This is a genomic window from Prochlorococcus marinus str. NATL2A, assembly GCF_000012465.1.
Lineage (GTDB): Bacteria > Cyanobacteriota > Cyanobacteriia > PCC-6307 > Cyanobiaceae > Prochlorococcus_B > Prochlorococcus_B marinus_B.
On record NC_007335.2, the window covers coordinates 1472194 to 1494532 of the forward strand.

Annotated in this window: 25 protein-coding genes; 12 read left to right on the plus strand and 13 right to left on the minus strand. The window is 36.6% G+C overall.

What is annotated here, in order from left to right; translation table 11 throughout:
- The 10 genes from PMN2A_RS08125 to PMN2A_RS08170 all read right to left on the minus strand — a co-directional run bounded on the left by PMN2A_RS08125 (position 1) and on the right by PMN2A_RS08170 (position 7247).
- Positions 1 to 1113 (minus strand): DUF3326 domain-containing protein, encoded by a 1113-nt coding sequence (locus PMN2A_RS08125; RefSeq protein WP_011295324.1) that lies wholly within the window; start codon positions 1111 to 1113, stop codon positions 1 to 3.
- A 7-nt stretch (positions 1114 to 1120) separates the two neighbouring features.
- Positions 1121 to 1348, minus strand: coding sequence for a hypothetical protein (locus tag PMN2A_RS08130; protein ID WP_011295325.1), 228 nt, complete (start codon positions 1346 to 1348; stop codon positions 1121 to 1123).
- A 53-nt stretch (positions 1349 to 1401) separates the two neighbouring features.
- Positions 1402 to 2352: a F0F1 ATP synthase subunit gamma gene (locus tag PMN2A_RS08135; protein ID WP_011295326.1), complete on the minus strand. Its 951-nt coding sequence runs from the start codon at positions 2350 to 2352 to the stop codon at positions 1402 to 1404.
- Between the two features lie 32 nt (positions 2353 to 2384).
- Positions 2385 to 3899 carry a F0F1 ATP synthase subunit alpha gene (atpA, locus tag PMN2A_RS08140; RefSeq protein WP_011295327.1) on the minus strand — a complete coding sequence of 505 codons (1515 nt, stop codon included), beginning with the start codon at positions 3897 to 3899 and terminating at the stop codon, positions 2385 to 2387.
- A 62-nt stretch (positions 3900 to 3961) separates the two neighbouring features.
- On the minus strand, positions 3962 to 4510 hold the full coding sequence (gene atpH, locus PMN2A_RS08145; RefSeq protein WP_011295328.1) for an ATP synthase F1 subunit delta: 549 nt from the start codon (positions 4508 to 4510) through the stop codon (positions 3962 to 3964).
- Positions 4510 to 5022 (minus strand): F0F1 ATP synthase subunit B, encoded by a 513-nt coding sequence (locus PMN2A_RS08150; protein ID WP_011295329.1) that lies wholly within the window; start codon positions 5020 to 5022, stop codon positions 4510 to 4512. Before PMN2A_RS08150 ends, atpH begins: the two co-directional genes overlap by 1 nt.
- Complete coding sequence (locus PMN2A_RS08155) at positions 5019 to 5480, minus strand: F0F1 ATP synthase subunit B' (RefSeq protein WP_011295330.1); 462 nt, start codon at positions 5478 to 5480, stop codon at positions 5019 to 5021. The genes PMN2A_RS08150 and PMN2A_RS08155 overlap by 4 nt, the downstream gene beginning before the upstream one ends.
- A gap of 129 nt (positions 5481 to 5609) precedes the next feature.
- Positions 5610 to 5858, minus strand: a complete 249-nt coding sequence (gene atpE, locus PMN2A_RS08160; RefSeq protein WP_011125758.1) for an ATP synthase F0 subunit C — start codon at positions 5856 to 5858, stop codon at positions 5610 to 5612.
- 168 nt (positions 5859 to 6026) lie between these two features.
- Positions 6027 to 6752, minus strand: a complete 726-nt coding sequence (gene atpB, locus PMN2A_RS08165; protein WP_011295331.1) for a F0F1 ATP synthase subunit A — start codon at positions 6750 to 6752, stop codon at positions 6027 to 6029.
- A gap of 75 nt (positions 6753 to 6827) precedes the next feature.
- Positions 6828 to 7247 (minus strand): membrane protein, encoded by a 420-nt coding sequence (locus PMN2A_RS08170; protein WP_011295332.1) that lies wholly within the window; start codon positions 7245 to 7247, stop codon positions 6828 to 6830.
- A 423-nt stretch (positions 7248 to 7670) separates the two neighbouring features.
- Here PMN2A_RS08170 and PMN2A_RS08175 point away from each other — a divergent pair, with 423 nt between their 5' ends.
- Genes PMN2A_RS08175 through PMN2A_RS08185 form a run of 3 tightly spaced genes read left to right on the plus strand, consistent with a single transcriptional unit; the run spans position 7671 to position 10949 of the window.
- Positions 7671 to 8903, plus strand: coding sequence for an FtsW/RodA/SpoVE family cell cycle protein (locus PMN2A_RS08175; protein ID WP_011295333.1), 1233 nt, complete (start codon positions 7671 to 7673; stop codon positions 8901 to 8903).
- 19 nt (positions 8904 to 8922) lie between these two features.
- On the plus strand, positions 8923 to 9663 hold the full coding sequence (locus tag PMN2A_RS08180) for a cytochrome c biogenesis CcdA family protein (protein ID WP_011295334.1): 741 nt from the start codon (positions 8923 to 8925) through the stop codon (positions 9661 to 9663).
- 5 nt (positions 9664 to 9668) lie between these two features.
- A complete protein-coding gene (locus PMN2A_RS08185) occupies positions 9669 to 10949 on the plus strand; it encodes a cytochrome c biogenesis protein ResB (protein ID WP_011295335.1) in 1281 nt (426 codons plus the stop codon).
- Here PMN2A_RS08185 and queF read toward each other — a convergent pair.
- On the minus strand, positions 10938 to 11324 hold the full coding sequence (gene queF / locus PMN2A_RS08190) for a preQ(1) synthase (protein WP_041711271.1): 387 nt from the start codon (positions 11322 to 11324) through the stop codon (positions 10938 to 10940). The two genes, PMN2A_RS08185 and queF, sit on opposite strands and share 12 nt — an antisense overlap.
- Positions 11325 to 11533: 209 nt before the next feature.
- On the opposite strand from queF, the gene PMN2A_RS08195 reads away from it, so the two are divergent.
- Both PMN2A_RS08195 and PMN2A_RS08200 read left to right on the plus strand, forming a co-directional pair.
- Complete coding sequence (locus tag PMN2A_RS08195) at positions 11534 to 11761, plus strand: hypothetical protein (protein ID WP_011295337.1); 228 nt, start codon at positions 11534 to 11536, stop codon at positions 11759 to 11761.
- A 39-nt stretch (positions 11762 to 11800) separates the two neighbouring features.
- Positions 11801 to 12139 carry a P-II family nitrogen regulator gene (locus PMN2A_RS08200; RefSeq protein WP_011295338.1) on the plus strand — a complete coding sequence of 113 codons (339 nt, stop codon included), beginning with the start codon at positions 11801 to 11803 and terminating at the stop codon, positions 12137 to 12139.
- 2 nt (positions 12140 to 12141) lie between these two features.
- Here the strand turns inward: PMN2A_RS08200 and PMN2A_RS08205 are convergent, their stop codons facing one another.
- On the minus strand, positions 12142 to 12936 hold the full coding sequence (locus PMN2A_RS08205; protein ID WP_011295339.1) for a TlyA family RNA methyltransferase: 795 nt from the start codon (positions 12934 to 12936) through the stop codon (positions 12142 to 12144).
- Between the two features lie 90 nt (positions 12937 to 13026).
- Here PMN2A_RS08205 and PMN2A_RS08210 point away from each other — a divergent pair, with 90 nt between their 5' ends.
- The 3 genes from PMN2A_RS08210 to PMN2A_RS08220 all read left to right on the plus strand — a co-directional run bounded on the left by PMN2A_RS08210 (position 13027) and on the right by PMN2A_RS08220 (position 16156).
- Positions 13027 to 13293 carry a hypothetical protein gene (locus PMN2A_RS08210; RefSeq protein WP_011295340.1) on the plus strand — a complete coding sequence of 89 codons (267 nt, stop codon included), beginning with the start codon at positions 13027 to 13029 and terminating at the stop codon, positions 13291 to 13293.
- Between the two features lie 44 nt (positions 13294 to 13337).
- Complete coding sequence (gene purB / locus PMN2A_RS08215) at positions 13338 to 14633, plus strand: adenylosuccinate lyase (protein ID WP_011295341.1); 1296 nt, start codon at positions 13338 to 13340, stop codon at positions 14631 to 14633.
- A gap of 128 nt (positions 14634 to 14761) precedes the next feature.
- On the plus strand, positions 14762 to 16156 hold the full coding sequence (locus PMN2A_RS08220) for a class II fumarate hydratase (RefSeq protein WP_011295342.1): 1395 nt from the start codon (positions 14762 to 14764) through the stop codon (positions 16154 to 16156).
- A 12-nt stretch (positions 16157 to 16168) separates the two neighbouring features.
- On the opposite strand, the gene PMN2A_RS08225 is transcribed toward PMN2A_RS08220, so the two are convergent.
- Positions 16169 to 18952, minus strand: coding sequence for a DEAD/DEAH box helicase (locus PMN2A_RS08225; RefSeq protein WP_011295343.1), 2784 nt, complete (start codon positions 18950 to 18952; stop codon positions 16169 to 16171).
- A gap of 129 nt (positions 18953 to 19081) precedes the next feature.
- On the opposite strand from PMN2A_RS08225, the gene PMN2A_RS08230 reads away from it, so the two are divergent.
- From PMN2A_RS08230 to bioD, 4 genes are read left to right on the plus strand one after another with little or no spacing between them, the layout of a single operon-like run.
- On the plus strand, positions 19082 to 20224 hold the full coding sequence (locus PMN2A_RS08230; RefSeq protein WP_011295344.1) for an aminotransferase class I/II-fold pyridoxal phosphate-dependent enzyme: 1143 nt from the start codon (positions 19082 to 19084) through the stop codon (positions 20222 to 20224).
- Complete coding sequence (locus tag PMN2A_RS08235) at positions 20221 to 20949, plus strand: hypothetical protein (protein ID WP_011295345.1); 729 nt, start codon at positions 20221 to 20223, stop codon at positions 20947 to 20949. The genes PMN2A_RS08230 and PMN2A_RS08235 overlap by 4 nt, the downstream gene beginning before the upstream one ends.
- Positions 20930 to 21685, plus strand: coding sequence for a methyltransferase domain-containing protein (locus PMN2A_RS08240; RefSeq protein ID WP_011295346.1), 756 nt, complete (start codon positions 20930 to 20932; stop codon positions 21683 to 21685). Before PMN2A_RS08235 ends, PMN2A_RS08240 begins: the two co-directional genes overlap by 20 nt.
- Positions 21682 to 22332 (plus strand): dethiobiotin synthase, encoded by a 651-nt coding sequence (bioD, locus tag PMN2A_RS08245; protein ID WP_011295347.1) that lies wholly within the window; start codon positions 21682 to 21684, stop codon positions 22330 to 22332. Before PMN2A_RS08240 ends, bioD begins: the two co-directional genes overlap by 4 nt.
- Positions 22333 to 22339 lie beyond the last annotated feature (7 nt).

Below are 22339 nucleotides of genomic sequence, written 5' to 3' on the forward strand. Positions count from 1 at the left end.
CTATTCGTCATTCAATTGCTTTAAACAATCAATTGGTCTTCGCAGAGACTTAACATTAATCGCATGACGTAAAGCTGTTATTAATCCTGCAGCCTCTATATAATTCTCAGCATACAAAATATTCTTATCTCTATTACCACTTAAGCTATCCAGCCTCATCTTTGTAGAGCTAACATTTAATACTCCTTGATTGGAAACTATTATCAAAGGAATAAATCTTTCGATACAAGACAAGACGGCCTCGCCACCTAATGCCCCCTGTGGCACAACAACAGCTCCTAAATCTCTATTACTTAAAAAAGTGTTGACCTGGAACAAAGTATTTTCTTTAACTTTCATTTCTGACTTATAAATTAGATCAGGTGCACGACTAAGACCAACTAAAACACTTTGCAGAAATGTATATCCTATTTCCTCTCCAGAGGTTCGAGGATCTAGATCATAATCAATTGGCAAGGGTGCTAAGCCAGGTGCGTGTGCACATGGAATCAATAAATGTTTTACAAGGAAATGACTTATTACAGCTTCGACCCCCGCAATAATATCTACGCCATGACCTTGTCGATAAAGCTTAGTTTCTAATTCATCACTTTCATCAGGAAAGCGAGTTACCACAGCAATTGCTGTTGCGCCAGCTTGCTTAAGTTTTTCAGCAGCTCTTAAAAGAACATCTGGTTCTTCAATATTTCCCCAACTTGAGCCACTCATACCTTTTTTTAGATTAATTTGTATGGCTTTTTCAGTAGTCATTACAGGGCCAATATCTAGACCCAAACTTGCGACACAGCCATCGGCAACTTGTAAATGTCTTTTCTTTAAATCAGACTCTAATCCAGCATCTAATAGTAAACCAACTTTTTGTTGTCTTACTGGTTTTAAAAACACTTCTCCAGAGGCGAAAAGATTTAAACTATATCCTTCTACATATTGGATACAATTATCTGGCCAATATAAAGACCCACCATTCATAACATTAGGATGAGTTATTAAACATCCACTCGCAGAAGCTAAGAGTCTTGCTGCAGGGATTGCATCCCCTGCGTATCCACCAACATTGCACCCTATGCCAGTAGGAATAATCAATAATGTTGGCAAAGGTTCAGCATTAGTCATAAAGAAATCAATTCAATTCAGGATTAATACCTTTACACTTATCTTGATTGATCATCAACACAACTTCGACCGATATTATCTGGACGTTTTTTTCAGGATGATTAGTCACGGAAGTAATGGCCCACCTAAGTGGTTCACCATATTCCAATAGCTTAGATAAAATATAATTTTTCAAGTCAAATACACTTAATTCAAAAGGCCAATCAAGGTCTATTTCTATAAATTCAAGATTCACTTTATTAATGACTTATACTTCTAGAATTCGTGAAGGCAGAGATAAGTAAGAAACTATGCTGAAGCTCCACCGACAACTTCTAATATTTCTTGCGTAATTGCTGCTTGTCGAGCCTTATTATAATCAATAGTAAGATTTTTAGCCAATTCCTTAGCATTATCACTAGCATTATTCATCGCAGTCATTCTACTCGCCAATTCTGAAGCAGCGGACTCCTGTAATGCACGTAATAATTGATTCTGTAAATAAAGAGGTAAAAGAGCATTCAAAAGCTGATCGGGACTTTGTTCAAACACAATATCCGATGGTAGTTTCGGCTCTTCATTAGAAGGAGCAGCATCTTTCTCAATAATTAATTGGCTATCTTTTGTAGTTAATCTAAAAATTTCGTCTTCTGAATCTGCTATTCCTTGAGGATCTAAAGGTAATAGAGTTTGTATTGTTGGATTACAACTAACCAAACTTACAAACTTAGTAAAAATGACCTCTACTCGATCAGTACTTTCAGAGAGAAATTCTGCTAATACTTCACTAGTTATAGAGGCAGCATCCTCAGAAGTTGGGACTTGTTCTAATTCTTTAAAAGTAGCCCTAATCTTGTAAAGACTAGATCTATTTTCGAAATATCCTATTGCTTTTTTACCAATTAGAACTAAATCGGGGCTATATCCTTGACCTTTCAATTCGGCATATCGCTTCTCTGTTCGTTTGATTATGTTCGCATTATATCCCCCACATAATCCTCTATCTCCAGTGACAGCTAAGAGAGTAATTGTCTTAACTTCACGCTTGTTTAAAAGAGGAGAGTCAGCGGCTTCAAACTGCATTCTTGATTGAATATTTTCTAAAACCCTTGCCAATCGATCAGCAAAAGGTCTGCTCCTTAAGACCTGATCCTGTGCTCTGCGAACTTTCGCAGCAGCAACAAGTCTCATTGCTTCTGTGATTTTCCTAGTATTTTTGACAGAGACAATTCTGTCTCTTATGTCCTTTAGGTTAGCCATAGGTAATTTTCTCTCTTAGATAGCCTTTGTGTTTAAGCCGCAAGCATGGAGGACTTAACCTCGCTAATAGCGTCTTTAAGCATTGATTCAGATGCTTCACTTAATACTTTTTCGGAGAGAACATTTTTAAGGAACTCAGCCTTGTTTGTTTTTAAATAATCACGCAATTCACGAGCAAACTTAACCACTTCCTCCTCGGGAACCTCATCAATCAATCCTTTAACTCCTGCATAAACAATAGCTACTTGTTCAGCTAAATTTAGAGGGTCAAATTGAGGCTGCTTGAGAAGTTCTCTTAGCCTTTTACCTCTACCTAGTTGCTTTTGAGTAGCCTCATCAAGATCTGAAGCAAATTGAGAGAATGCCGCAAGTTCATCAAATTGAGCCAGTTCAAGTTTTAACGTACCGGCAATTTTCTTAATAGCTTTTGTTTGCGCAGCTCCTCCTACACGACTAACCGATATACCAACGTTAATTGCAGGTCTTAATCCAGAGTTGAATAAATCTGAGCTCAAGAAAATCTGACCATCAGTAATTGAAATGACGTTAGTTGGGATATAAGCAGAAACATCACCAGCCTGCGTTTCAATAATAGGCAAGGATGTCATTGATCCTGCACCCATAGCATCAGAAAGTTTTGCAGCCCTCTCAAGCAAACGACTATGGCAATAGAAAACATCTCCTGGATATGCTTCACGACCTGGTGGACGACGTAAGAGTAATGACATTTGCCTATAAGCCTGAGCTTGCTTAGTTAGATCATCGTATATAACTAGTGTCGCCTTGCCTTGATACATAAAGTGCTCAGCAATTGCGGCACCTGTATAAGGGGCTAAATATTGCAAAGCTGCAGCTTCAGATGCTCCGGCATTAACAATAATTGTATAATCCAAAGCTCCTTTTTCTTTAAGAACTTCAACCACATTTGCCACTGATGCTTGTTTTTGACCAACCGCTACATAAACACAAATAACATCTTGACCTTTTTGGTTGATGATTGTATCGATTGCTATTGCAGTCTTCCCTGTTTGTCGATCTCCAATAATTAACTCCCTCTGACCTCTTCCAATAGGGATCATCGCATCAATAGATGTAATCCCAGTTTGCATAGGCTCATGTACTGACTTTCTCTTAATAATTCCAGGTGCTATTGACTCAATTAATCTTGAGTCAGTTGTAGCCATCTCTCCTTTCCCATCGATTTGCTGTCCAAGAGGATTAACAACTCTTCCGAGCATTGCCTCACCAACTGGGACTGAGGCAATCTTTCCAGTTGCTTTAACTGTGCTTCCCTCTTGTACTCCTAAAGCTTCACCCATCAAAACGACACCAACATTGTCATCTTCAAGGTTTAAAGCAATCCCCTCTGTTCCATCTTCGAATTCAACTAGTTCACCTGCCATAACCTTTTCGAGGCCATAAACTCTTGCGATACCATCACCGATTTGTAAAACGGTACCTACATTGCTTACAGATACTGACTTATCGTAATCAGCAATCTGCTGTTTAAGGATTGAACTGATCTCGTCGGGACGTATAGAAACCATGGTGATAACTTAAAGTTGGGGAAGAAGTAAAAGAGGAAGAAGGGGAGAAAGTCAGGAGAGAATTAGCTGACTTTGGCCAAAGCAAGACCAAGTCTTCTGACTTGCCCTGCGATGCTGGCATCAATGACCTTTGATCCAACATTGACCACAAAGCCACCAAGTAATTCGGAGTCGACTTTGAGATCGATTTCCAAATTATCTGTACCAGCTATAGATTGTACTTTCTTGAGTAGCTCAGATTGTTGATCTTCATTTAGCGCTGAAGCAGAAGTAATAGTTGCTAGAGCAATATTTCTTTGTTCTCGATAGATTTCTAATAATCTTTCAAGAACAGAATTCAACAATCCGATTCTTTGTCGATCTGCCAAAAGTTTTAAAAGATTTAAGAAAGATGGAGTGACTTGACTAGAGAAAAGCTTTTCTAAAGCGGCTTTCTTTTGATTAACCTCTAAAACTGGTGATGACATCGCATCACTAAATTCAGGACAAGAATTCCAAAGTTCTAAAATAGACTTAGCTTGAGTAACTACTTCATCCACCTCGTTGCGGCTCTCTGCTACTTGAAGGAACGCTTCAGCATATGGAGTAGTGACTGTATTAAGTAGTGGCATTAGTTGTCTCCAATATTTTTAATTGACTGTTTAAGAAAATTATCTTGAGTATTTGAATCTAACTTTTTCGGAAGCATTGCTAATGCTTTTTCAATAGCAAGTTCTGCAGCCTCTTTTCTTAATTGGGAAGTTACCCTTGCAGCTTCAGCACTTAAGTCAGAAGCAGCTCCTTGTTTAATTCTTGCCATTTCTTCAACAGTTCTTTTTTCACTCTCAAGACGAATTGCTTCTGCTCTAACTTTGCAATCATTTCTGATTTTGTCAGCTTTTTGCTTAGCTGATGAAAGATCATCTTTTGCTTGTGAAAGAGAATCTTGTGCTTGTGCTAAACGCTCTTCTGCTTCTTTCAAGTCAGAAAGAATTGTAGTTCTTCTCTTTTCAAGGATTTTCCCTAAAAAGCCTGGTAAGAACTTGTAGAGGCCAAAGACAACAACGGCTAAGTTGATAATGTTGGTCTCAAAAATATTTAAATTAAGGCCAAAGCCTTCGGAAGCGAAAATTAAAGGAGTCATTTTTTTGCCAAGAGTCTTTCAATAATCAAATCACCAAGATTGTCAGCCTCGTTTTTGAGTTGATTAAGAGCTTCATCTCTTTGTGAATCAATCTCACGCCTAGCTTTCTCTCTCGATGCATTTGCCTCTGAAGTCGCAAGAGCAAGTGCCTCTTTGTAAAGATTCTCAGAATCCTGCTCTGCCTCAAGAATCACCTTCTGTGCTTCAAGACGAGCCTCCTTGAGCTGATCTTTGAGTTCAGTCTCAAGGAGTTCAACCTCAGCGATTTTTTTCTTTGCTTCTGCCCTACTTGTATTTACATAATCCTCTCTTTCTTCAACTACCCGTCCAACAGGTTTGAAGAAAAGAGCATTGAGTATGAAAGTAAGCAATACAACCTGAACCGCCATAAGCGGAAGAGTTGCATCGAAATCAAACAGACCTCCCTCAGAGGCACCAAACAAAAACAAAGTTGGCATTAGCTAGGGGTGCAAGAATTTAAACGAGCCAGATAAAGGCAATTGAAATTTGCTAAAGAATTTTCAAATATTGGGGCTGAAAGTTAATCAAATTGATTGAGTTATACAATCAGCCCTTTTTTGAAATATTTAGCCAGCAAAAGGGTTAGCGAAAAGAAGCACCAATGCAACCACAAGGCCATAGATGGTAAGTGATTCCATGAAAGCGAAAGAAAGAAGCAAAGTACCTCTGATTTTTCCCTCAGCTTCTGGTTGGCGGGCTATACCCTCTACTGCTCCTTGTGCAGCACTACCCTGACCGATACCAGGGCCTATTGCGCCAAGGCCTACAGCTAAGCCAGCTGCAACAACTGATGCGGCGGTGGTAATGGAATCCATAATTCTGCTAAAGATGTGTAGCGCTTTAAACGCTTATAAAGATGTGACCGGGAGTTTATACCTGCGAGGGGTGCATCTCATAGTTCTTGAGATGATACTGAAAGAATTTCAGGCCTAAAAGCAGGAAATTTGCCATTAAAAAGTTAATTCAATAGCAAAAAGTTATGATTAATGATGCTCTTCAACTGCTTCCCCGATGTAGTAAGCAGCAAGAGTTGCAAAAATCAGAGCTTGAATAGCACTAGTAAACAAGCCTAAAAACATAACTGGAACTGGAAGAACAAGAGGTACTAGAAAAACGAGCACCGCTACAACAAGTTCATCAGCCAAAATGTTTCCAAATAAACGGAAAGAGAGAGAGAGAGGCTTTGTAAAATCTTCTACAATTTTGAATGGGAGCATAATTGGCGTTGGGTGAACGTAATACTCGAAGTAACGCAAACCTTTATTGCTCAAACCCGCATAGAAATATGAAAGAGATACCAGTAGTGCTAATGCAACAGTTGTATTTATGTCAGCTGTAGGTGCCCCAAGCTCACCACTTGGGAGTTTGATCAGCTTCCATGGAACTAATGCACCGCCCCAATTGCTCACAAAAATGAACAGAAAGAGGGTTCCGATGAAAGGCATCCAATCTCTATAAACCTTTTCACCAATTTGTGTTCTTGCAAGATCACGTATGTAATCCCAAAGAAATTCCAAAAGGTTCTGGACACCCCTTGGATCACGTTCCATTTTTTTAGTCCCAATGACTACTAAGGCAAGCAAAGCGCCTATAAGAAGCCATGAAGTCATAAAGACTTGGCCGTGAATTCTAAAATTTCCAATTTGCCAATAAAGTTGTTGACCAACTTCTAATTCAGCGAAAGGAAAAACAAATGGCAAAAAACCCATTATCTGGAAGTTTAGGTTGCGTAGAAAATAAAAGCCAAACAAACAAAACTTAAAAATTTGATTTCTAAATAAGCCCTATGGCATAGATAGAAACTGAATAATTAACGCTGGTTTATAAAGCAAAAATCCTAATAGAGCCGGAATCAAATCAAGCTGAGGAAATCTAGAAGACACCAAAACCAAAAGGACCGGAACTAACAACTGGACTTTACCGACGATTTTTGATGAAGTACCCAACCTTCCAATTCCGCGAGCAAGCAAGCGAAAATAAAAAATTCCTGATAAAGCACCAATAAATAGGCTTGCGCCAGCTTGGATTCCCCAAAAGAACCCTGCTATGCCAACAGAAAAAATAGTCAATAAAAATGCCAGACGGAACACTCGAAATTGAAGTTCAAGATATTCGTCTGATTTGACTCCGGACGATGAGTCCGATGAATCAATGTCCAGAAGAGGATCATGACTTGAGCAATTTTCAACAATCTCAGATGCCACAAAAATTCCTCTTATATGAGTTCATCAGTGATAGTGAGAAGTTGATTGCAATCAAGACACCTATGCTCTCTGCAAAGGCCCGCGAAATCTATCACGAGACTTGCATCTAAACAAAAAAAATTTATCAATAAATTGAAAAGTTGGTTAATTTTATGACTTGAGCAAGAATTTGAAGCACAATTTTAGTTTTTCAATCTAAATCAATAAATAATCTGTTTACATTTCTAATCCTGATGATATGTAATTTAATAATTAAAAATTCATCTATTATTTTATTTTGTCTCTAAAAACTAACAATTAAATTTGAAATAATAAAAATCTTCTTGAATTTTCTGAAATTCGATAAAAAATTACACCAACTACATTTAAAGACTTGGCAAGATGGCAATTAAGCGGCTCAATGGTTTATAAGCAAAAGATCCTTTGAGTAATATTTCTAATAAGAAAATTCATTCAAAAACCAGAAGGAAAAATACTTTTGAATCAAAAGATTATCTGGATAATTTATTAAGCAACAAAATACTTCCATTGCCCTGGTCTTTTTGGCCAAAGGAGGGGCGCTTGATCATGGGATTAATCGCCTTTTGGAGCATATCAGGAATCTTTATCCTCGGATCAGCTAGTTGGTGGGTAGCAACTAGAGAAATGGGTGAAGGTGCTTATTACATAAAAAGACAACTAATTTGGCTGGTCGCAAGTTGGAGCATTTTCTACCTAGCTATAAATATCAATCTAAAAAATTGGCTTAAACTATCAGGACCGTGCCTTTTTATAGGTATGGTTCTAATTGCATCAACAAGCTTTTTCGGTAGCACCGTTAATGGTTCTACTCGATGGTTGATTATCGGCCCAGTCCAAATTCAACCATCTGAGTTAATAAAACCTTTCATCATTCTCCAAAGTGCAAAGCTTTTTGGTCAATGGGAAAGAATAAATTCAGAAAAAAAAATTTTTTGGTTAACTATCTTTGCCTCTATTCTTGTATTAATCATAAAGCAGCCAAATTTAAGCACAGCTGCATTAATAGGGATATTACTTTGGATGATTGCATTAGCATCCGGTATTAAATTCCGAAATCTTTTTAACACCGCTATATCTGGTTTTTTTATTGGTGCAACAAGCATTTTTTTTAATACCTATCAACAAAACCGCGTCATGTCATTTATCGACCCTTGGAAAGATCCACAAGGAAGTGGATATCAATTAATTCAGAGTCTTTATGCTATTGGTTCAGGTGGTCTATTAGGAGAAGGTTATGGTCTTTCTATGCAAAAATTACAATACTTACCCTACAGGAGTACTGATTTTATTTTTGCTGTTTTTGCTGAAGAATTTGGATTCTTTGGATCAGTTTTACTTTTATCATTTCTGCTTGTAGTTGCATACTTAACCCTGAAAATATCTCTTAATTGTAGAAACAATTATTCTAAACTAATCTCTATTGGTTCAGGTACTATTCTTGTTGGCCAATCAATTATGCATATAGCAGTTTCATCAGGAGCAATGCCTACCACGGGCCTTCCATTCCCTATGGTTAGCTATGGGGGAAACTCATTAATTTCAAGCTTACTAATAGCTGCCCTATTGGTCAGATCCTCTATTGAATCTTCAGAATTATTAATTAAAAATCCCTCAAATAGACTTTTAGCTAGATAATCTGGAAAAAGAATTTAGAGTGGAAAGTCTCTTTTTGAACATTTCTCATATAAATTTAATTTTCTCTGATTTGACTCGTCATGGCGAGCAGTTAATTAATAATGGGCTCAATAATCCAACTCCCCTAACAATTCTGATAGTTTTCACTGGAGGACTCTTGACTAGCTTGGGGCCCTGTTCATTATCACTTTTACCAATCACAGTTGCTTATTTAGCTGGATTTAAAAATAACCAAAACCCTTTACAAAAAACGATTAGTTTCTGCAGCGGTATAGTTTTTTCACTAGTTGTATTAGGAAGTCTAAGCGGGTTCTTAGGAAAAATTTATGGTCAATTACCAGGTTTCTTTTCAATATTCATTAGTTTTTTAGCAATAATTATGGGTCTTAATCTGCTTGGGATTTTGAAATTCTCACTTCCATCTGGTCCTGACCCTGAAATTTGGAAAAATAAAGTTCCTTCTGCATTCGCTCCAGTTTCAGCAGGTTTTGCTTTTGGATTAGCATCATCGCCCTGCACTACTCCTGTTCTTGCAGTTCTTCTCGCTTGGGTTGCCAAACAAGGAAATCCTCTAAGCGGCACGATTTTTCTTGGAAGTTTTGCGATTGGACAAATTGTTCCTTTATTTGTAGCAGGTACATTTGCAGCAAGTATTCCAAAATTATTATCGTTGCGACCTATTGGGAAATGGGTTCCACCAATTAGCGGAGTCATTTTGTTAACCATTGGTCTAATAAGCCTACTTTCTATTTGGATATAAAATAGATGAAAAAAATCAGCCAAGTTTTAAACTGGCTTTCTAGCTTAAAAATTGCAATATTACTTTTATTAGTAATAGCTGTTTCATGCGCAGCCGGGACTTTAATACCACAACAAGAATCAAATCAATTCTATTACGATAATTTCAATAAGAATCCTTTTCTTGGAATAATTAATGCAAAAATATTACTACTTTTTGAATTCGATCATGTTTATACAAGTTTTTGGTTTTTATTCTTACTTATATGGCTAGGTTTAGCTCTTTCAGTTTGTAGCTTCAGGAGACAATTACCGATACTTAAATCAGCATTAAACTGGATAGATTACAAATCACCTAGTCAAATAGCAAAGCTTTCTGTTGCTCAAACAATAGTGACTAATAATTGCGCAAAGAGCTTAGAGAAAATTAAACTTAATTTAAAAAAACAAGGTTGGAATGTAAAAGAAACAGATGGAAGAATAGCTGCTCGCCAAGGAGTAATAGGTAGATTAGGACCTATATTAATTCATCTAGGCATGATCCTATTAATGATAGGGGCAACATACGGATCATTAAATGGAAAAACCATAGAAAAATTTTTAGCTCCTGGTAGATCAATAGATTTATTGAACAATAATGAAGAGAAAGGGTTAACCATTGAATTGCAAAAGTTTCAAATCGAAAGAGACCCTCAAGGAAGAGCTGAGCAATATAAATCTATAGTCAATGTTATTGAGCCAAATGGTAATAATCAATCAAAAGAAATTAGTGTTAATTATCCACTAAGGTACAAAGGTCTAACATTATATCAAGCTGACTGGTCTTTAGCAGCAATAACTATTAAAATTGATAATAGTCCGAAATTACAAATTCCAATAAAACCCATTTCTGAGCTGGGTGAACAAGTTTGGGGGACAATTATACCGACTAATAAAGATGGTAAAAACCAGATTTTATTAACCGTAGATAGTGAATTAGGACCAGTAAATATTTATGATAATGATGGAACACTACTGACAAAGTTAATTATAAATAAGGAAGAAAAAGTCAAAGGAGCTTTAATAAAGATAATAAATATAATCCCAAGTAGTGGATTACTTTTAAAGCACGACCCTGGAGTACCTTTTGTATATTTAAGTTTTGCGATAATACTTATTGGTGGTTCACTTAGTATTATTTCAACTAAAAAAATCTGGGTCTTACATGAAAATGAAAAATCTATGATTTATATAGGTGGATTAAGTAATAGAAATCTCTCTGGTCTTTCAAAAGAATTGCCGAATCTTATTAGTTTTTTAGAGACTTAGCTCTAAATTATTTCTTTTCCCATGACAGACTCTAATGATTGTATGAACATTACCTCTAGGATTGAAATCAGCTTCTAATTGCATCCACTTAGGATCAGAAACTTCAACAAAGTCATCGATAATTTTATTCGTAACTTCTTCATGAGATATCTTCTTTTCTCGAAAGCTATTTAAGTAAAGTTTAATTGCCTTTAATTCTATGACCTTAGTATTTGGTTGATATTTAATTTTCAAAGTTGCAAAATCAGGATATCCCGAAAAAGGACACTTACAGGTAAATTCAGGGAAATCTATTGAAATCTCATAATCTCTATTAATATTTGGATTTGGGAAACAAATTAAACTCCCAGCCTCTATTTCCCTCTCCCCATACATAATTTCATCTTTGATGTCTTTTTCTTGTCTAATCACATTTTAACTGCATTTAAAACTCACACTACATAAAAGCTTGATTAAAAATTCAAACTTTAAATAAATTCTTTTAATCTAAAAATAGCGAAATGATTCCAAAAAGCTGATTTGTATCATTGGGTACAAAACTTATCTTCGCTATCCCCCCTAATGGATATAACTAAAGGTTTTACATGGACATAAGTCTTTCTAATAAACGAAATGGAACTCAAATAAAACCAACTAGTATTCATGGAATCCTTTGGCTACAAACTCATTTTGAATCTGAACACTGGGAATCAATCAGTAATGGGCAAGTAATACTTCCTAGACAAGATGCAGAAATGCTTGGTGGAGATGCCCAAAATGCTGGTCTAAATGTAAATTTCATCAATTCTCTAATTCAAATAGACAAAATCTGATAAAAACTATCTAAGATTCTTGAAGCTACTTACATCGACATGAAAAAGATAGAGGCAATAATCCGACCTTTTAAGCTGGAGGATGTAAAGATTGCATTAGTAAATGCAGGTATAGTTGGCATGACTGTAAGCGAGGTAAGAGGGTTTGGCAGACAAAAAGGACAAGTTGAGAGATATAGAGGATCAGAATTCACCGTTGAGTTTCTTCAAAAGCTCAAAGTTGAGGTAGTAGTTCCTGATGAAAAATCTGAAATTGTTTTAAAAGCTATTGCTGATGCAGCCAAGACAGGAGAGATCGGAGATGGCAAAATTTTTGTTAGCCCAATTGATTCCGTTGTTCGAATAAGAACGGGCGACAGGAACGAAATAGCTCTTTAATCTCAAAAAACATTAAATAATTTTTCGAGTTCAATATTGCCTTTTACCTCATCACCCATCCAAAGAAGATATTCTTGATTACCAGCAGGACCTTTTAAAGGCGATGCAATTAACCCTTTCGGATTCCATCCATATTTTTTAGATTCGTTAACCACACCCTCTACAGCCTCAGCATGTAGCGAATGATCACGAACCACTCCACCTTTGCCAACTTTATCTTTGCCAACCTCAAATTGAGGTTTCACTAATACCAACAACTCAGACCGGTCAGATTGAAGAAGAGATTTGATACTCGGTAAAACAATTTTAAGAGAGATAAAAGATAAATCAGCTACTGCGAAATCTGGTATTGGGTCTCCATCATTGAATAATTTTTCAGGAGTTAAATGCCTAATATTGGTTCGTTCCAAAAGAACCACTCTTGGATCATTTCTAATACTCCATGCAGTCTGACCATAGCCAACATCAACTCCATAAACCTTTGCCGCTCCTTGCTGTAAAAGACAATCTGTAAAACCACCAGTTGAAATCCCAGCATCTAAACAAATCCTATTCTTAATATCTAGAGGAAATTGATTAAACGCTTCAGCCAACTTTTCACCCCCTCTAGATACATATCTCAAGGGCTGCGTAACTTCTATCTCAAGATCTCTTAAAACTTCTTGGCCTGGCTTATCAAGAATTTGACCGTTAATTGTTTTAACTTTGCCAGCTCTGATAAGGTTCTGAGCCTCTTGACGTGTTTTCACCAACCCTTTAGTCAGCAAGTGAAGATCTAATCGCGATTTTTTAGTCATTTGTTTACAAAAACAAACAGGAAACGGAACAAAAACCGCAGAACTCGTGCTTATCCTCTTTTTCAATAGAGAATCTATTCAACTGACCATATGGTTTTGTCTAAAAAGCTCAGGCATCCAACCAATGAAAATGAGCTATCTAGCCATGGTCATTTTCATCTAACCTCAAAAAAACAAACTGGAGAAGTGCTTGAACTTCTACCTCCAGGGAGTTTTGCAATATTTGCAAATCAACCAAATGATTTGCCTCCCTTTCAAGTAATTGATTGTAAAGGAGGAAGATGCAGGGTAAGACAGCAAGCTTGGGGAAGATATGTCCATTGGGAAGTTGAACACAATAGACTCAAGTCAGCTTGACCTTGAGGATCTAAATTAATAGCAACCTTTAACTTTGTAGCACTTTGATTGAGCGTTACACAAACCCAGAGATGGGAAATATTTGGTCTGATCAAGCCAAATACCAAACATGGCTTGATGTTGAAATTGCCGCATGTGAGGCTAATTGCAAATTAGGGAAAATCCCTCAAAGTGCAATGGAAACAATTCGAACAAAGGCAAGATTCAAGTCAGAACGCATACTCGAAATAGAGGAGGAAGTTCGCCATGACGTAATTGCCTTTCTAACAAATGTAAATGAATATGTTGGGGATGCTGGCCGTTACATTCACGTTGGAATGACCAGTAGCGATGTCCTTGATACTGGTCTTGCACTTCAATTAAAGTCATCCGTCAAACTTTTAAGAAAAGAGCTTTTATTACTTGAAGAAGCTATTAGAGATTTAGCAAGTCAGCATAAAAAAACCGTAATGATTGGACGTTCTCATGCCATTCATGGAGAACCTATTACCTTTGGATTCAAGTTGGCGGGATGGCTAGCTGAAACTCTCAGGAACAAAGATAGGCTAAACAGTCTTGAGAAAGATATTTCTGTTGGTCAAATCAGCGGAGCTATGGGCACTTATGCCAATACTGATCCAGAAATAGAAAGAATAACTTGCGAACTTTTGGACCTTGAGTGTGACACTGCTAGCACTCAAGTTATCTCAAGAGATAGGCATGCTAATTATGTGCAGATTCTTGCTTTGATTGGATCTTCACTAGATCGTTTTTCTACAGAAATTAGAAACCTTCAAAGAACGGATGTTCTTGAAGTAGAGGAAAACTTTGCTAAAGGCCAAAAAGGAAGCTCTGCAATGCCTCATAAAAGAAATCCCATACGTAGTGAACGGGTAAGTGGGCTTTCCAGGGTTTTAAGAAGTTATGTAGTTGCAGCTCTTGAAAATGTAGCCCTATGGCACGAAAGAGATATAAGCCACAGCTCCAATGAAAGATTAATGCTGCCAGACACATCTATTACTCTTCATTTCATGATCACAGAAATGACCGCAATAATTAAAGGTCTTGGAGTATATCCAAATAATATGCTGAAAAATTTGAACATTTATGGAGGAGTAGTGTTTAGTCAAAGAGTACTTTTGGCTTTAGTTGAGAATGGAATGAGTAGAGAAGATTCTTATCGATTAGTTCAAAAAAATGCTCATTCAGCCTGGAATCAACCCGAAGGAAATTTCAAAAAGAACCTTGAGAATGACCCAGAGGTAATGAATAGTCTCTCTACTGAAAAACTCTCTGATTGCTTCTCAACCGAATTACATCAATCAAATTTGAGAGTTATTTGGGAAAGACTTGGCATATAACTTTAAAATCTGAATCAATTAATATCAGTGAATACACTCTAAAAAGGTAAAAGAACTAGATTTAATCAAAATCTATATTTATAATTTTCTATTCCTTAGGAAACTTAAAAATTCTCAACCCAATATCAATGTCCAACATGAAACGACTTGAGAAAGATAGCCTAGGTTCAATTGATGTTCCAAATGATGCGCTATGGGGAGCTCAAACTCAACGCTCAATATTGAATTTTGCTATCGGGAATGAGGTCATACCACTCGAGATTATTTTTGCAATTGCCCAAATAAAAGCCTCTGCTGCTCATGTAAACAATCATCTAGGTTTAATAACTACAGAAACTGCTCAATTTATTACCGAAGCAAGTTTAGAAATTATTGAAGGAAAACATAATGATCAATTCCCAGTGAGAGTTTGGCAAACAGGCAGTGGTACTCAAACAAATATGAACGTCAATGAGGTGATCAGCAATATAGCTTCAAAACGTTCAAATAATACGTTAGGTAGTCATAAGCCAATACATCCCAATGATCATGTCAATTGCTCTCAATCAACAAACGATGTTTTTCCAGCTGCAATCCAAATAGCCACAATAGTCACCTTAAAAGACACATTAATACCTGAATTAACCAAACTCATTGATGTATTCCATCAAAAAAGTAAAGAATGGAAAGATATTATAAAAATAGGACGTACCCATCTTCAAGATGCAGTACCTCTAACTCTTGGACAAGAAGTCTCTGCTTGGGCTTCTCAATTAGAGACTGCTTTAAAACGCATTGAAATCAACATCGAGGAACTTTATCCGCTTCCACTTGGAGGAACCGCTATTGGTACAGGGATTAATACTCCTAAGGATTTCGATAATTTAATCGCTCTTGAAATAGCCAAACAAACAAATTTACCTTTTAAAACTGCAGCTAATAAATTTGCCATCATGGCTAGTCATGATGGTCTTGTAAATATAATGTCTCAAATAAAATTACTAGCCGTCACTTTTCTCAAAATTGTTAATGATCTTCGACTTTTATCTTGTGGACCAAGAGCTGGATTATCAGAACTACAGCTTCCAGCCAATGAACCTGGTAGCTCAATAATGCCAGGGAAAATTAATCCTACTCAATGCGAAGCCATGGCAATGGTGTGTACGCAAATAATTGGCATGGACACCTCAGTATCGATCGCAGGAAGTGGAGGACATCTACAAATGAATGTCTATAAACCACTGATTGGCTACAACATTATAACAAGTATCAACCTTATTCAAAATGCCTGTAAGAGTTGCAGAGAGAATATGATTGAAGGTATTCAACCTAATAAAGAAAAAATCAAACAATTTCTAGACAATTCTTTGATGTTGGTAACCGCCTTATCTCCATCAATAGGATACGAAAAAGCAAGTAAAATTGCTCAACTAGCCCATGAAAAGAATCTAAGTCTAAGACAAGCTTCCAGTCAATTAAATTATCTTGATCAAGAAGAATTTGATAAACTCATGAGTCCAAAATCAATGATTGGAAGTGATTGAAAAAAAGTTTTTTTAATCTCCATTATGTCTTTCAGTCGCTGGATTAGTAAGTTCATGATTTTTTTCTTTTGCTTGATTAATATCTTCAGCTTCACGAACTGGAAATCTATCCATTAATTTCATCGCTGCCTTAGCATTATTTCTGAGTTGTCTACTCACAGACTCGCAATAGGGAATCTGTGAAAGTAAATCATTTGTCCTTCTAAGAATTCTTACTACATCTCCCTCATCTAAAGAAGTATTTGAAATTAGATCCGTCCAAGAACTTCCTCTAGCCCATGCCTCTACTAAACCCATTAACTCTGAACTCCATAAGATTGGAATTTCTATACCAAATCGTTCTTGAACTCTAAACAATTCTCTTCGAATATTTGATAAATCATTAAATGCTTCGTCCGCAACTGCACTTGGAATAAATCCAGACCATAGGTCAGGGCGATTGACTTCTGTAGCAATTGACTGAACAACTCCAGCTAATTCTGTTGGTGTTAGTTCATCAAGATGTCCACTCATCAAAACCAAGCCTAACCATAACTCATTTTCACCTCTCAGAGATCCAATACTCCTGCCGATCTCAGTAGGGTTTAAATCATCCAAGCATCCGAAGTGGTTTAGTACTTTAATTAGCGATAAGAAAGTTTCCCAGTGACGATTCGACCTGTCGTAAAGCATCTCCTCACGTTCATGTATTTCAATACCCAATTCGTCCATTTTTCGTCTATGTCTCTTTAATTTTTTCTTATCCCCCCATCGATGAGCTGGCTGAATCAATAATTCATCATCCAGAGATTTAACTAATTTAGCTTGAGATAAAACCTCACTAGCAAGATCATATTGAGCTGTTCTCATATCATTTTTCTGAGCCAAATTTGAAATCATTGAAGCTATTTCATTACTTAGTGAATCTCCGTGATGTATCTCACCTGGTCTACTAATTTCAGGAGTCGTAAGATGTGATACGTCTAAACAAGTCAAGTCAGCATAAAGACTAACAACTTCCTTACAAGCAATAAGTATCCAAATGTTTTCATCTGTTAAGCATAACAATTGAGTGTGTCTATCTCTTTTTTGTATTTTTTGAATAATGACTGCAGGTGTAACTTTTCCTCGCAATTGTGATGTCTTCAGACTTATGAGGGTTCCATTATTTGCAAATTCTAAGGCTGAGATCAATTCATTAGATAAGGTGTCTGCTGATTGCTTTTGGAGAATTTTTAATAGTCTTCTTTCTTCCTTAAGATGACTTTTTATTTTTTCATATCTTTCAAAATCTGACCATGGTATGTCTTCTGCAAAATTTTTATACTCTTTAAACTCTTCTTTTAATCTTGATAACTCTTCTTCTTCTTCAACTAAATCCAAGCTCGCCAAGTATCTACTAAAGCTTCTTTCTATCAATTCTTTTGATTTATCTAACTCATAACGCTGTAATAGATTCAATACCATGCCATAGCTAGGTGTGAATTGACTAATAAGTGGATCGGCTGGGCTTGTAGCTAATTGACCAGCTTCTCGAACCCCTTCGAATCGAGTTTGTAAAGTGACCACATAGCCTCTAGAGTCAAGGCCTCTTCTTCCGGCCCTACCAGCCATTTGTAAGAATTCACTCCCCATTAATTGACGATGTCCATTATCTGATCTCTTCGACAAAGTAGATATAATTGTGGTTCTCGCCGGCATATTGATTCCTGCAGCTAAGGTTTCAGTTGCAAAAACAACCTTTATCAATCCTTCTTGAAATAATTCCTCAATCAATTCTTTCCAGGCGGGAAGAACTCCTGCGTGATGAGATGCGACCCCATTAAATAAAGCTTGTATATGTAAATCATCTCTTAAACCTTCTGAATTTAAAATTACATATTTTTCAAATCGATCTTGAATTGATTTTCTTTCTTCTTGGTTCACTAAACAAGTACTAGCTATCGTTTTCACAGCCTTATCACAACCACGACGACTAAATATGAAATAAATAGCGGGTAACATGTTTCTTTCTGCCAACTTTGATATCACAAAGCCCAGTGAAGGAGCTTCAGGTTGAGTAGGCTTGGATAAGCGTCCTCTCTTCTTATGTGATTTTGTTGGGCGCCAAATTTTACAATTTGGATGTAATCCAGTTCCTTTATCATTGAGTAATGGATGAAGTCCTTTTGCACTACAAAAATTGAATTCCAGTGGAACTGGTCTTAAATCACTAGATATCAAATCTGTAGGTCCATGAACTTGCTCAATCCAATCAGTTAATTGACCTGCATTGGCAACGGTTGCCGAAAGAGCAACGAACTGAACTGATTTAGGACAATGAATAATTGATTCCTCCCACACTGTCCCTCTGTGAGCATCATTCATGTAATGACATTCATCAAGAACAACAGTTTCTATATCAAGCAAAGGGTCATCATTTCTATCTGCTGCTGCATACAGCATATTTCTAAAAATTTCAGTAGTCATCACAAGAATCGAAGCCTCTCTATTCAGGCTTAAATCACCTGTTAAAAGACCCACATTGCTTGAACCAAATTGATTTCTAAAGTCTCTTAGCTTTTGATTAGATAAAGCTTTTAAAGGCGTTGTATAAAACACCTTACTTCCATGAGAAATCGCCCTATAAATCGCATACTCACCTATTAGTGTTTTTCCTGATCCTGTAGGGGCACTTACAACTACAGAGTGCCCTTGATTGAGTGAATCAATTGCTTTAAGTTGAAATTCATCCAATGCAAAAGGAAAGATCTGCTCTGGATTTAAATTGTTTTGGAGGATTTCGTTTTCAGACGTATCTCTTTCTGATGAAGCCATTACTAAATCTTAGTCAAAGATTCTATGACCACATGATTTTTGACATGGATAAATAATGAAATCAAGAAACTCAAGAAAAAATGTTAAGCCAACACCCAAATCTTCAATCCCAGAGGACAAAATAAAAATATGCCTGAAATCCCTAATTCTAGAATTCGTAAACTCAGGACTTGGGCTCCAGGAAAAAGATCATCAGAATTGATTGGGGAAGATGAAAATAAAAATCAAATCACACTAATTGACCTAGCAAGTAATGACTATCTAGACCTAGCAAGACATCCATTACTAATTGAGGCGGCCAGACATACCTTAGAAACTGATGGGGTTGGTTCTGGAGGATCAAGATTTATTACCGGCAGTAGAAATATTCATCAAAAACTTGAAACGAAGCTTGCTGAATGGCTTGATCGTGAGATTGTCCTAATTTACCCGAGTGGTTTCCAGGCGAATCTGGCTGCAGTTTTAGCACTTTCTGATCGTCATACTACTGTTATTTGTGATCGTCTGATACACCATTCTCTACTCGTTGGAGTCAAAGCGAGTGGAGCAAAGCTCTTTAGATTCAAACACAATAATTTATCTGAACTAGAAAAGCTTTTAAAAAAATCTAGACAAAACAATCCTCGAAAACAACCTCTAGTAATTACTGAAAGCCTTTTCAGCATGGAGGGTACAACAGCTCCTATAAAAGAAATTTCAAAGCTATGCGTTCAATACGATTCAAAGTTATTGATAGATGAAGCTCACGCGTTTGGAGTCATGGGTTCCGCAGGAAGAGGTGAGTCATTTGAACTCAAAGAACCAATTTCAATTATCAGTGGAACTTTCGGTAAAGCGTTTGGAAGTGGAGGAGCATTTCTAGCAACAGATAAGATAACAGGAAAAAATCTCATACAAAACTGTGGAGCATTTCGCTATACCACTGCATTAGCTCCTTCACTCTGTGCAAGTGCTTTAGCTGCATTAAATCTAATTGAAAGCAACCCTAACTGGGGTAGCGAACTGAAAGAGAAATCAAACGCTTTAAGAGACAGATTGTCTCAAGTTGGTTGGCAACGACCTGCTGGTGAAGGCCCAATAATCTCCATAATTCTTGGTTCAGACAGATTAGCCATGGATTATCAAGAAAGACTTGAGGCACAAGGCCTGCTAACTGTTGCGATCCGTCCACCAACTGTCCCCGAAGGTAAATCGAGACTCAGATTAGTGATCAGGCGAAATACACCAGATCAGGCTTTCGAAAGACTTATCGAAATTCTTAAAAACAAATGAAAGAAATAATCGCTATGCATGGGTGGGCTGGTGATAGCAATCAATGGTCAAATTGGGAACAAATATTTAAGTGTTATGAATGGGAATGGCGAAATTATGAACGCGGATACACAGCTTTAAGTCCACACATACCAAAATGGAATCACAACTCAAATCAAGTCAAACTAAAAAGAGTTGCTATATGTCACTCTCTTGGCTCACATTTAATAGATAAACAAGTTTTATACTCAGCTACACACGTTGTATTAATCAATAGTTTTAGTCGTTTTATTCCTAGTGGTAAAGAGAATCGCCCTATAAAACTGGCCCTAAATAGGATGATGGATGCAATTAATACACCCAATGAAGCATCTATGTTAAGAAAATTTCATGTAAAAGCTTATAAACCGAATCACATAGATGCTGATTCAATCGAATCCAATCTCATAAACATCTCAGATCTAGGAAGGGTGAAATTAAAAAAAGATTTAAAACTTCTGATTGATTCTGATTCTCTACCAATTGGATTAAATACTCTTGCCAACGTACTTATTGTTAACAGTGAAGAAGACAATATATTGGCTAATCAAACGAAAGCAAAGCTAGCTGAAGATTTAAGAAAGCACTTAAAATTCTTACCGAAAATAATCAACCTTCAAGACGAGGGGCATTCCATTACAAAAATTAAAAATATCAAAAAAATAAAACACTGGCTAGAATTTGATCATGCAAAAAATATGGTCTAGCCAAGTTAATAAGAACTTTAATGAAGCTGCATTAAGTTATGACGAATCAGCATCAATTCAAAAAAGTACTGCTTTAAAACTTGCAAAAATATGTTCTCATCATTCAATTAAACATGGACTATGGGTTGACCTTGGTTCTGGCACTGGACTACTCGCCAAATCATTAGAAGATATACATCCAAACCAATATGTAGTGAGATTGGATAATTCTAAAAAGATGATTGATCAACATTCAGAAAAGAGTGTTAAACAACTTTGGGATTTAAATAATGGGCTACCTAAGTGGTCTAAAAAACCAAATTTATTAGCTTCAAGTTTTGTTTTACATTGGCTAGATAATCCACAAAAGAAACTTGAGGAATGGTTCAATTCTCTAAGCTTAGATGGATGGATTGCTTTAGCAATCCCAATCCAAGGAAGTTTCCCAGAATGGTATGAAGCTGCCGAAAAGGCAAATTTAATATGTACGGCTCTTGATTTACCATCATACGACTCACTGATTAGAGTCGTTCCAAAACAAAGTATTTTATATGATAAAATTGAAGTTATCAAACAAACTGCTAAGAAGGCGACCTCTTTATTAAAACCGATGGTCAAGGTCGGGGCACAAAGTAGTCAGAAGGAACAATTAAGTGTTTCAGATTGGAGACATCTATTATCTTTTTGGCCAATTTCCAACAAAGATCAACAAGTAAGCCTTAGTTGGTCAATTCAGTTTTTATTAATAAAGCGATGAGTACTTTCTCTAAAAGAATTATCATTTGTGGTACAGATACAGATGTAGGTAAAACGATAGTTAGTAGTTTTCTCGTCCAAGGTCTTAAAGGTATCTACTGGAAACCCATTCAAAGTGGAACAGAGGAAGGCACAGATACCAAAACTGTTTGCAATCTCTTAAGTCTCGAACCTAACAGCTATCTTCCTGAAAGATATAAATTCAAGGCTCCTGTCTCTCCACATTGGGCTGCAGAACAAGAGTCTGCTTTTATTGAACCAAGTAATTTAAAATTACCTGACTTGGATGAATTAATAATTATAGAGACGGCAGGTGGTTTAATGGTTCCTTTAAATCGAGATTGGCTACAAATAGACCAATTAAAGGCTTGGGGAGCTCCAATAATTCTTGTGGCCAGAACCGGTCTTGGCACCCTCAATCACACCTTGTTAAGTCTAGAAGCCTTGAAACATAGAAATTTAGAGGTATTAGGAATAGTATTAAACGGCCCTCCACATAAAGATAATCCGAAGACTCTAGAACAATTTGGAGATACTAAAATTCTTGCAAGTCTTCCTATCTTTGACGAAGTCAATGCAAAAGTACTTTCACAAGAATGGCATAAACAGCAATTAGATCAAAAGCTTAAAAGATACATTCAAAACTAAAATTTTA

What these genes read in the sequence shown, in the direction of transcription:
- PMN2A_RS08125 (WP_011295324.1), bottom strand. Translation starts at nt 1,113, where the DNA reads ATGACTAATGCTGAACCTTTGCCAACATTATTGATTATTCCTACTGGC.
- PMN2A_RS08135 (WP_011295326.1), bottom strand. Translation starts at nt 2,352, where the DNA reads ATGGCTAACCTAAAGGACATAAGAGACAGAATTGTCTCTGTCAAAAAT.
- atpA (WP_011295327.1), bottom strand. Translation starts at nt 3,899, where the DNA reads ATGGTTTCTATACGTCCCGACGAGATCAGTTCAATCCTTAAACAGCAG.
- atpH (WP_011295328.1), bottom strand. Translation starts at nt 4,510, where the DNA reads ATGCCACTACTTAATACAGTCACTACTCCATATGCTGAAGCGTTCCTT.
- PMN2A_RS08150 (WP_011295329.1), bottom strand. Translation starts at nt 5,022, where the DNA reads ATGACTCCTTTAATTTTCGCTTCCGAAGGCTTTGGCCTTAATTTAAAT.
- PMN2A_RS08155 (WP_011295330.1), bottom strand. Translation starts at nt 5,480, where the DNA reads ATGCCAACTTTGTTTTTGTTTGGTGCCTCTGAGGGAGGTCTGTTTGAT.
- atpE (WP_011125758.1), bottom strand. Translation starts at nt 5,858, where the DNA reads ATGGATTCCATTACCACCGCCGCATCAGTTGTTGCAGCTGGCTTAGCT.
- atpB (WP_011295331.1), bottom strand. Translation starts at nt 6,752, where the DNA reads ATGGGTTTTTTGCCATTTGTTTTTCCTTTCGCTGAATTAGAAGTTGGT.
- PMN2A_RS08185 (WP_011295335.1), top strand. Translation starts at nt 9,669, where the DNA reads ATGAAAAAAATCAGCCAAGTTTTAAACTGGCTTTCTAGCTTAAAAATT.
- queF (WP_041711271.1), bottom strand. Translation starts at nt 11,324, where the DNA reads ATGTATGGGGAGAGGGAAATAGAGGCTGGGAGTTTAATTTGTTTCCCA.
- PMN2A_RS08195 (WP_011295337.1), top strand. Translation starts at nt 11,534, where the DNA reads ATGGACATAAGTCTTTCTAATAAACGAAATGGAACTCAAATAAAACCA.
- PMN2A_RS08200 (WP_011295338.1), top strand. Translation starts at nt 11,801, where the DNA reads ATGAAAAAGATAGAGGCAATAATCCGACCTTTTAAGCTGGAGGATGTA.
- PMN2A_RS08205 (WP_011295339.1), bottom strand. Translation starts at nt 12,936, where the DNA reads ATGACTAAAAAATCGCGATTAGATCTTCACTTGCTGACTAAAGGGTTG.
- PMN2A_RS08210 (WP_011295340.1), top strand. Translation starts at nt 13,027, where the DNA reads ATGGTTTTGTCTAAAAAGCTCAGGCATCCAACCAATGAAAATGAGCTA.
- PMN2A_RS08220 (WP_011295342.1), top strand. Translation starts at nt 14,762, where the DNA reads ATGTCCAACATGAAACGACTTGAGAAAGATAGCCTAGGTTCAATTGAT.
- PMN2A_RS08225 (WP_011295343.1), bottom strand. Translation starts at nt 18,952, where the DNA reads ATGGCTTCATCAGAAAGAGATACGTCTGAAAACGAAATCCTCCAAAAC.
- PMN2A_RS08230 (WP_011295344.1), top strand. Translation starts at nt 19,082, where the DNA reads ATGCCTGAAATCCCTAATTCTAGAATTCGTAAACTCAGGACTTGGGCT.
- PMN2A_RS08235 (WP_011295345.1), top strand. Translation starts at nt 20,221, where the DNA reads ATGAAAGAAATAATCGCTATGCATGGGTGGGCTGGTGATAGCAATCAA.
- PMN2A_RS08240 (WP_011295346.1), top strand. Translation starts at nt 20,930, where the DNA reads ATGCAAAAAATATGGTCTAGCCAAGTTAATAAGAACTTTAATGAAGCT.
- bioD (WP_011295347.1), top strand. Translation starts at nt 21,682, where the DNA reads ATGAGTACTTTCTCTAAAAGAATTATCATTTGTGGTACAGATACAGAT.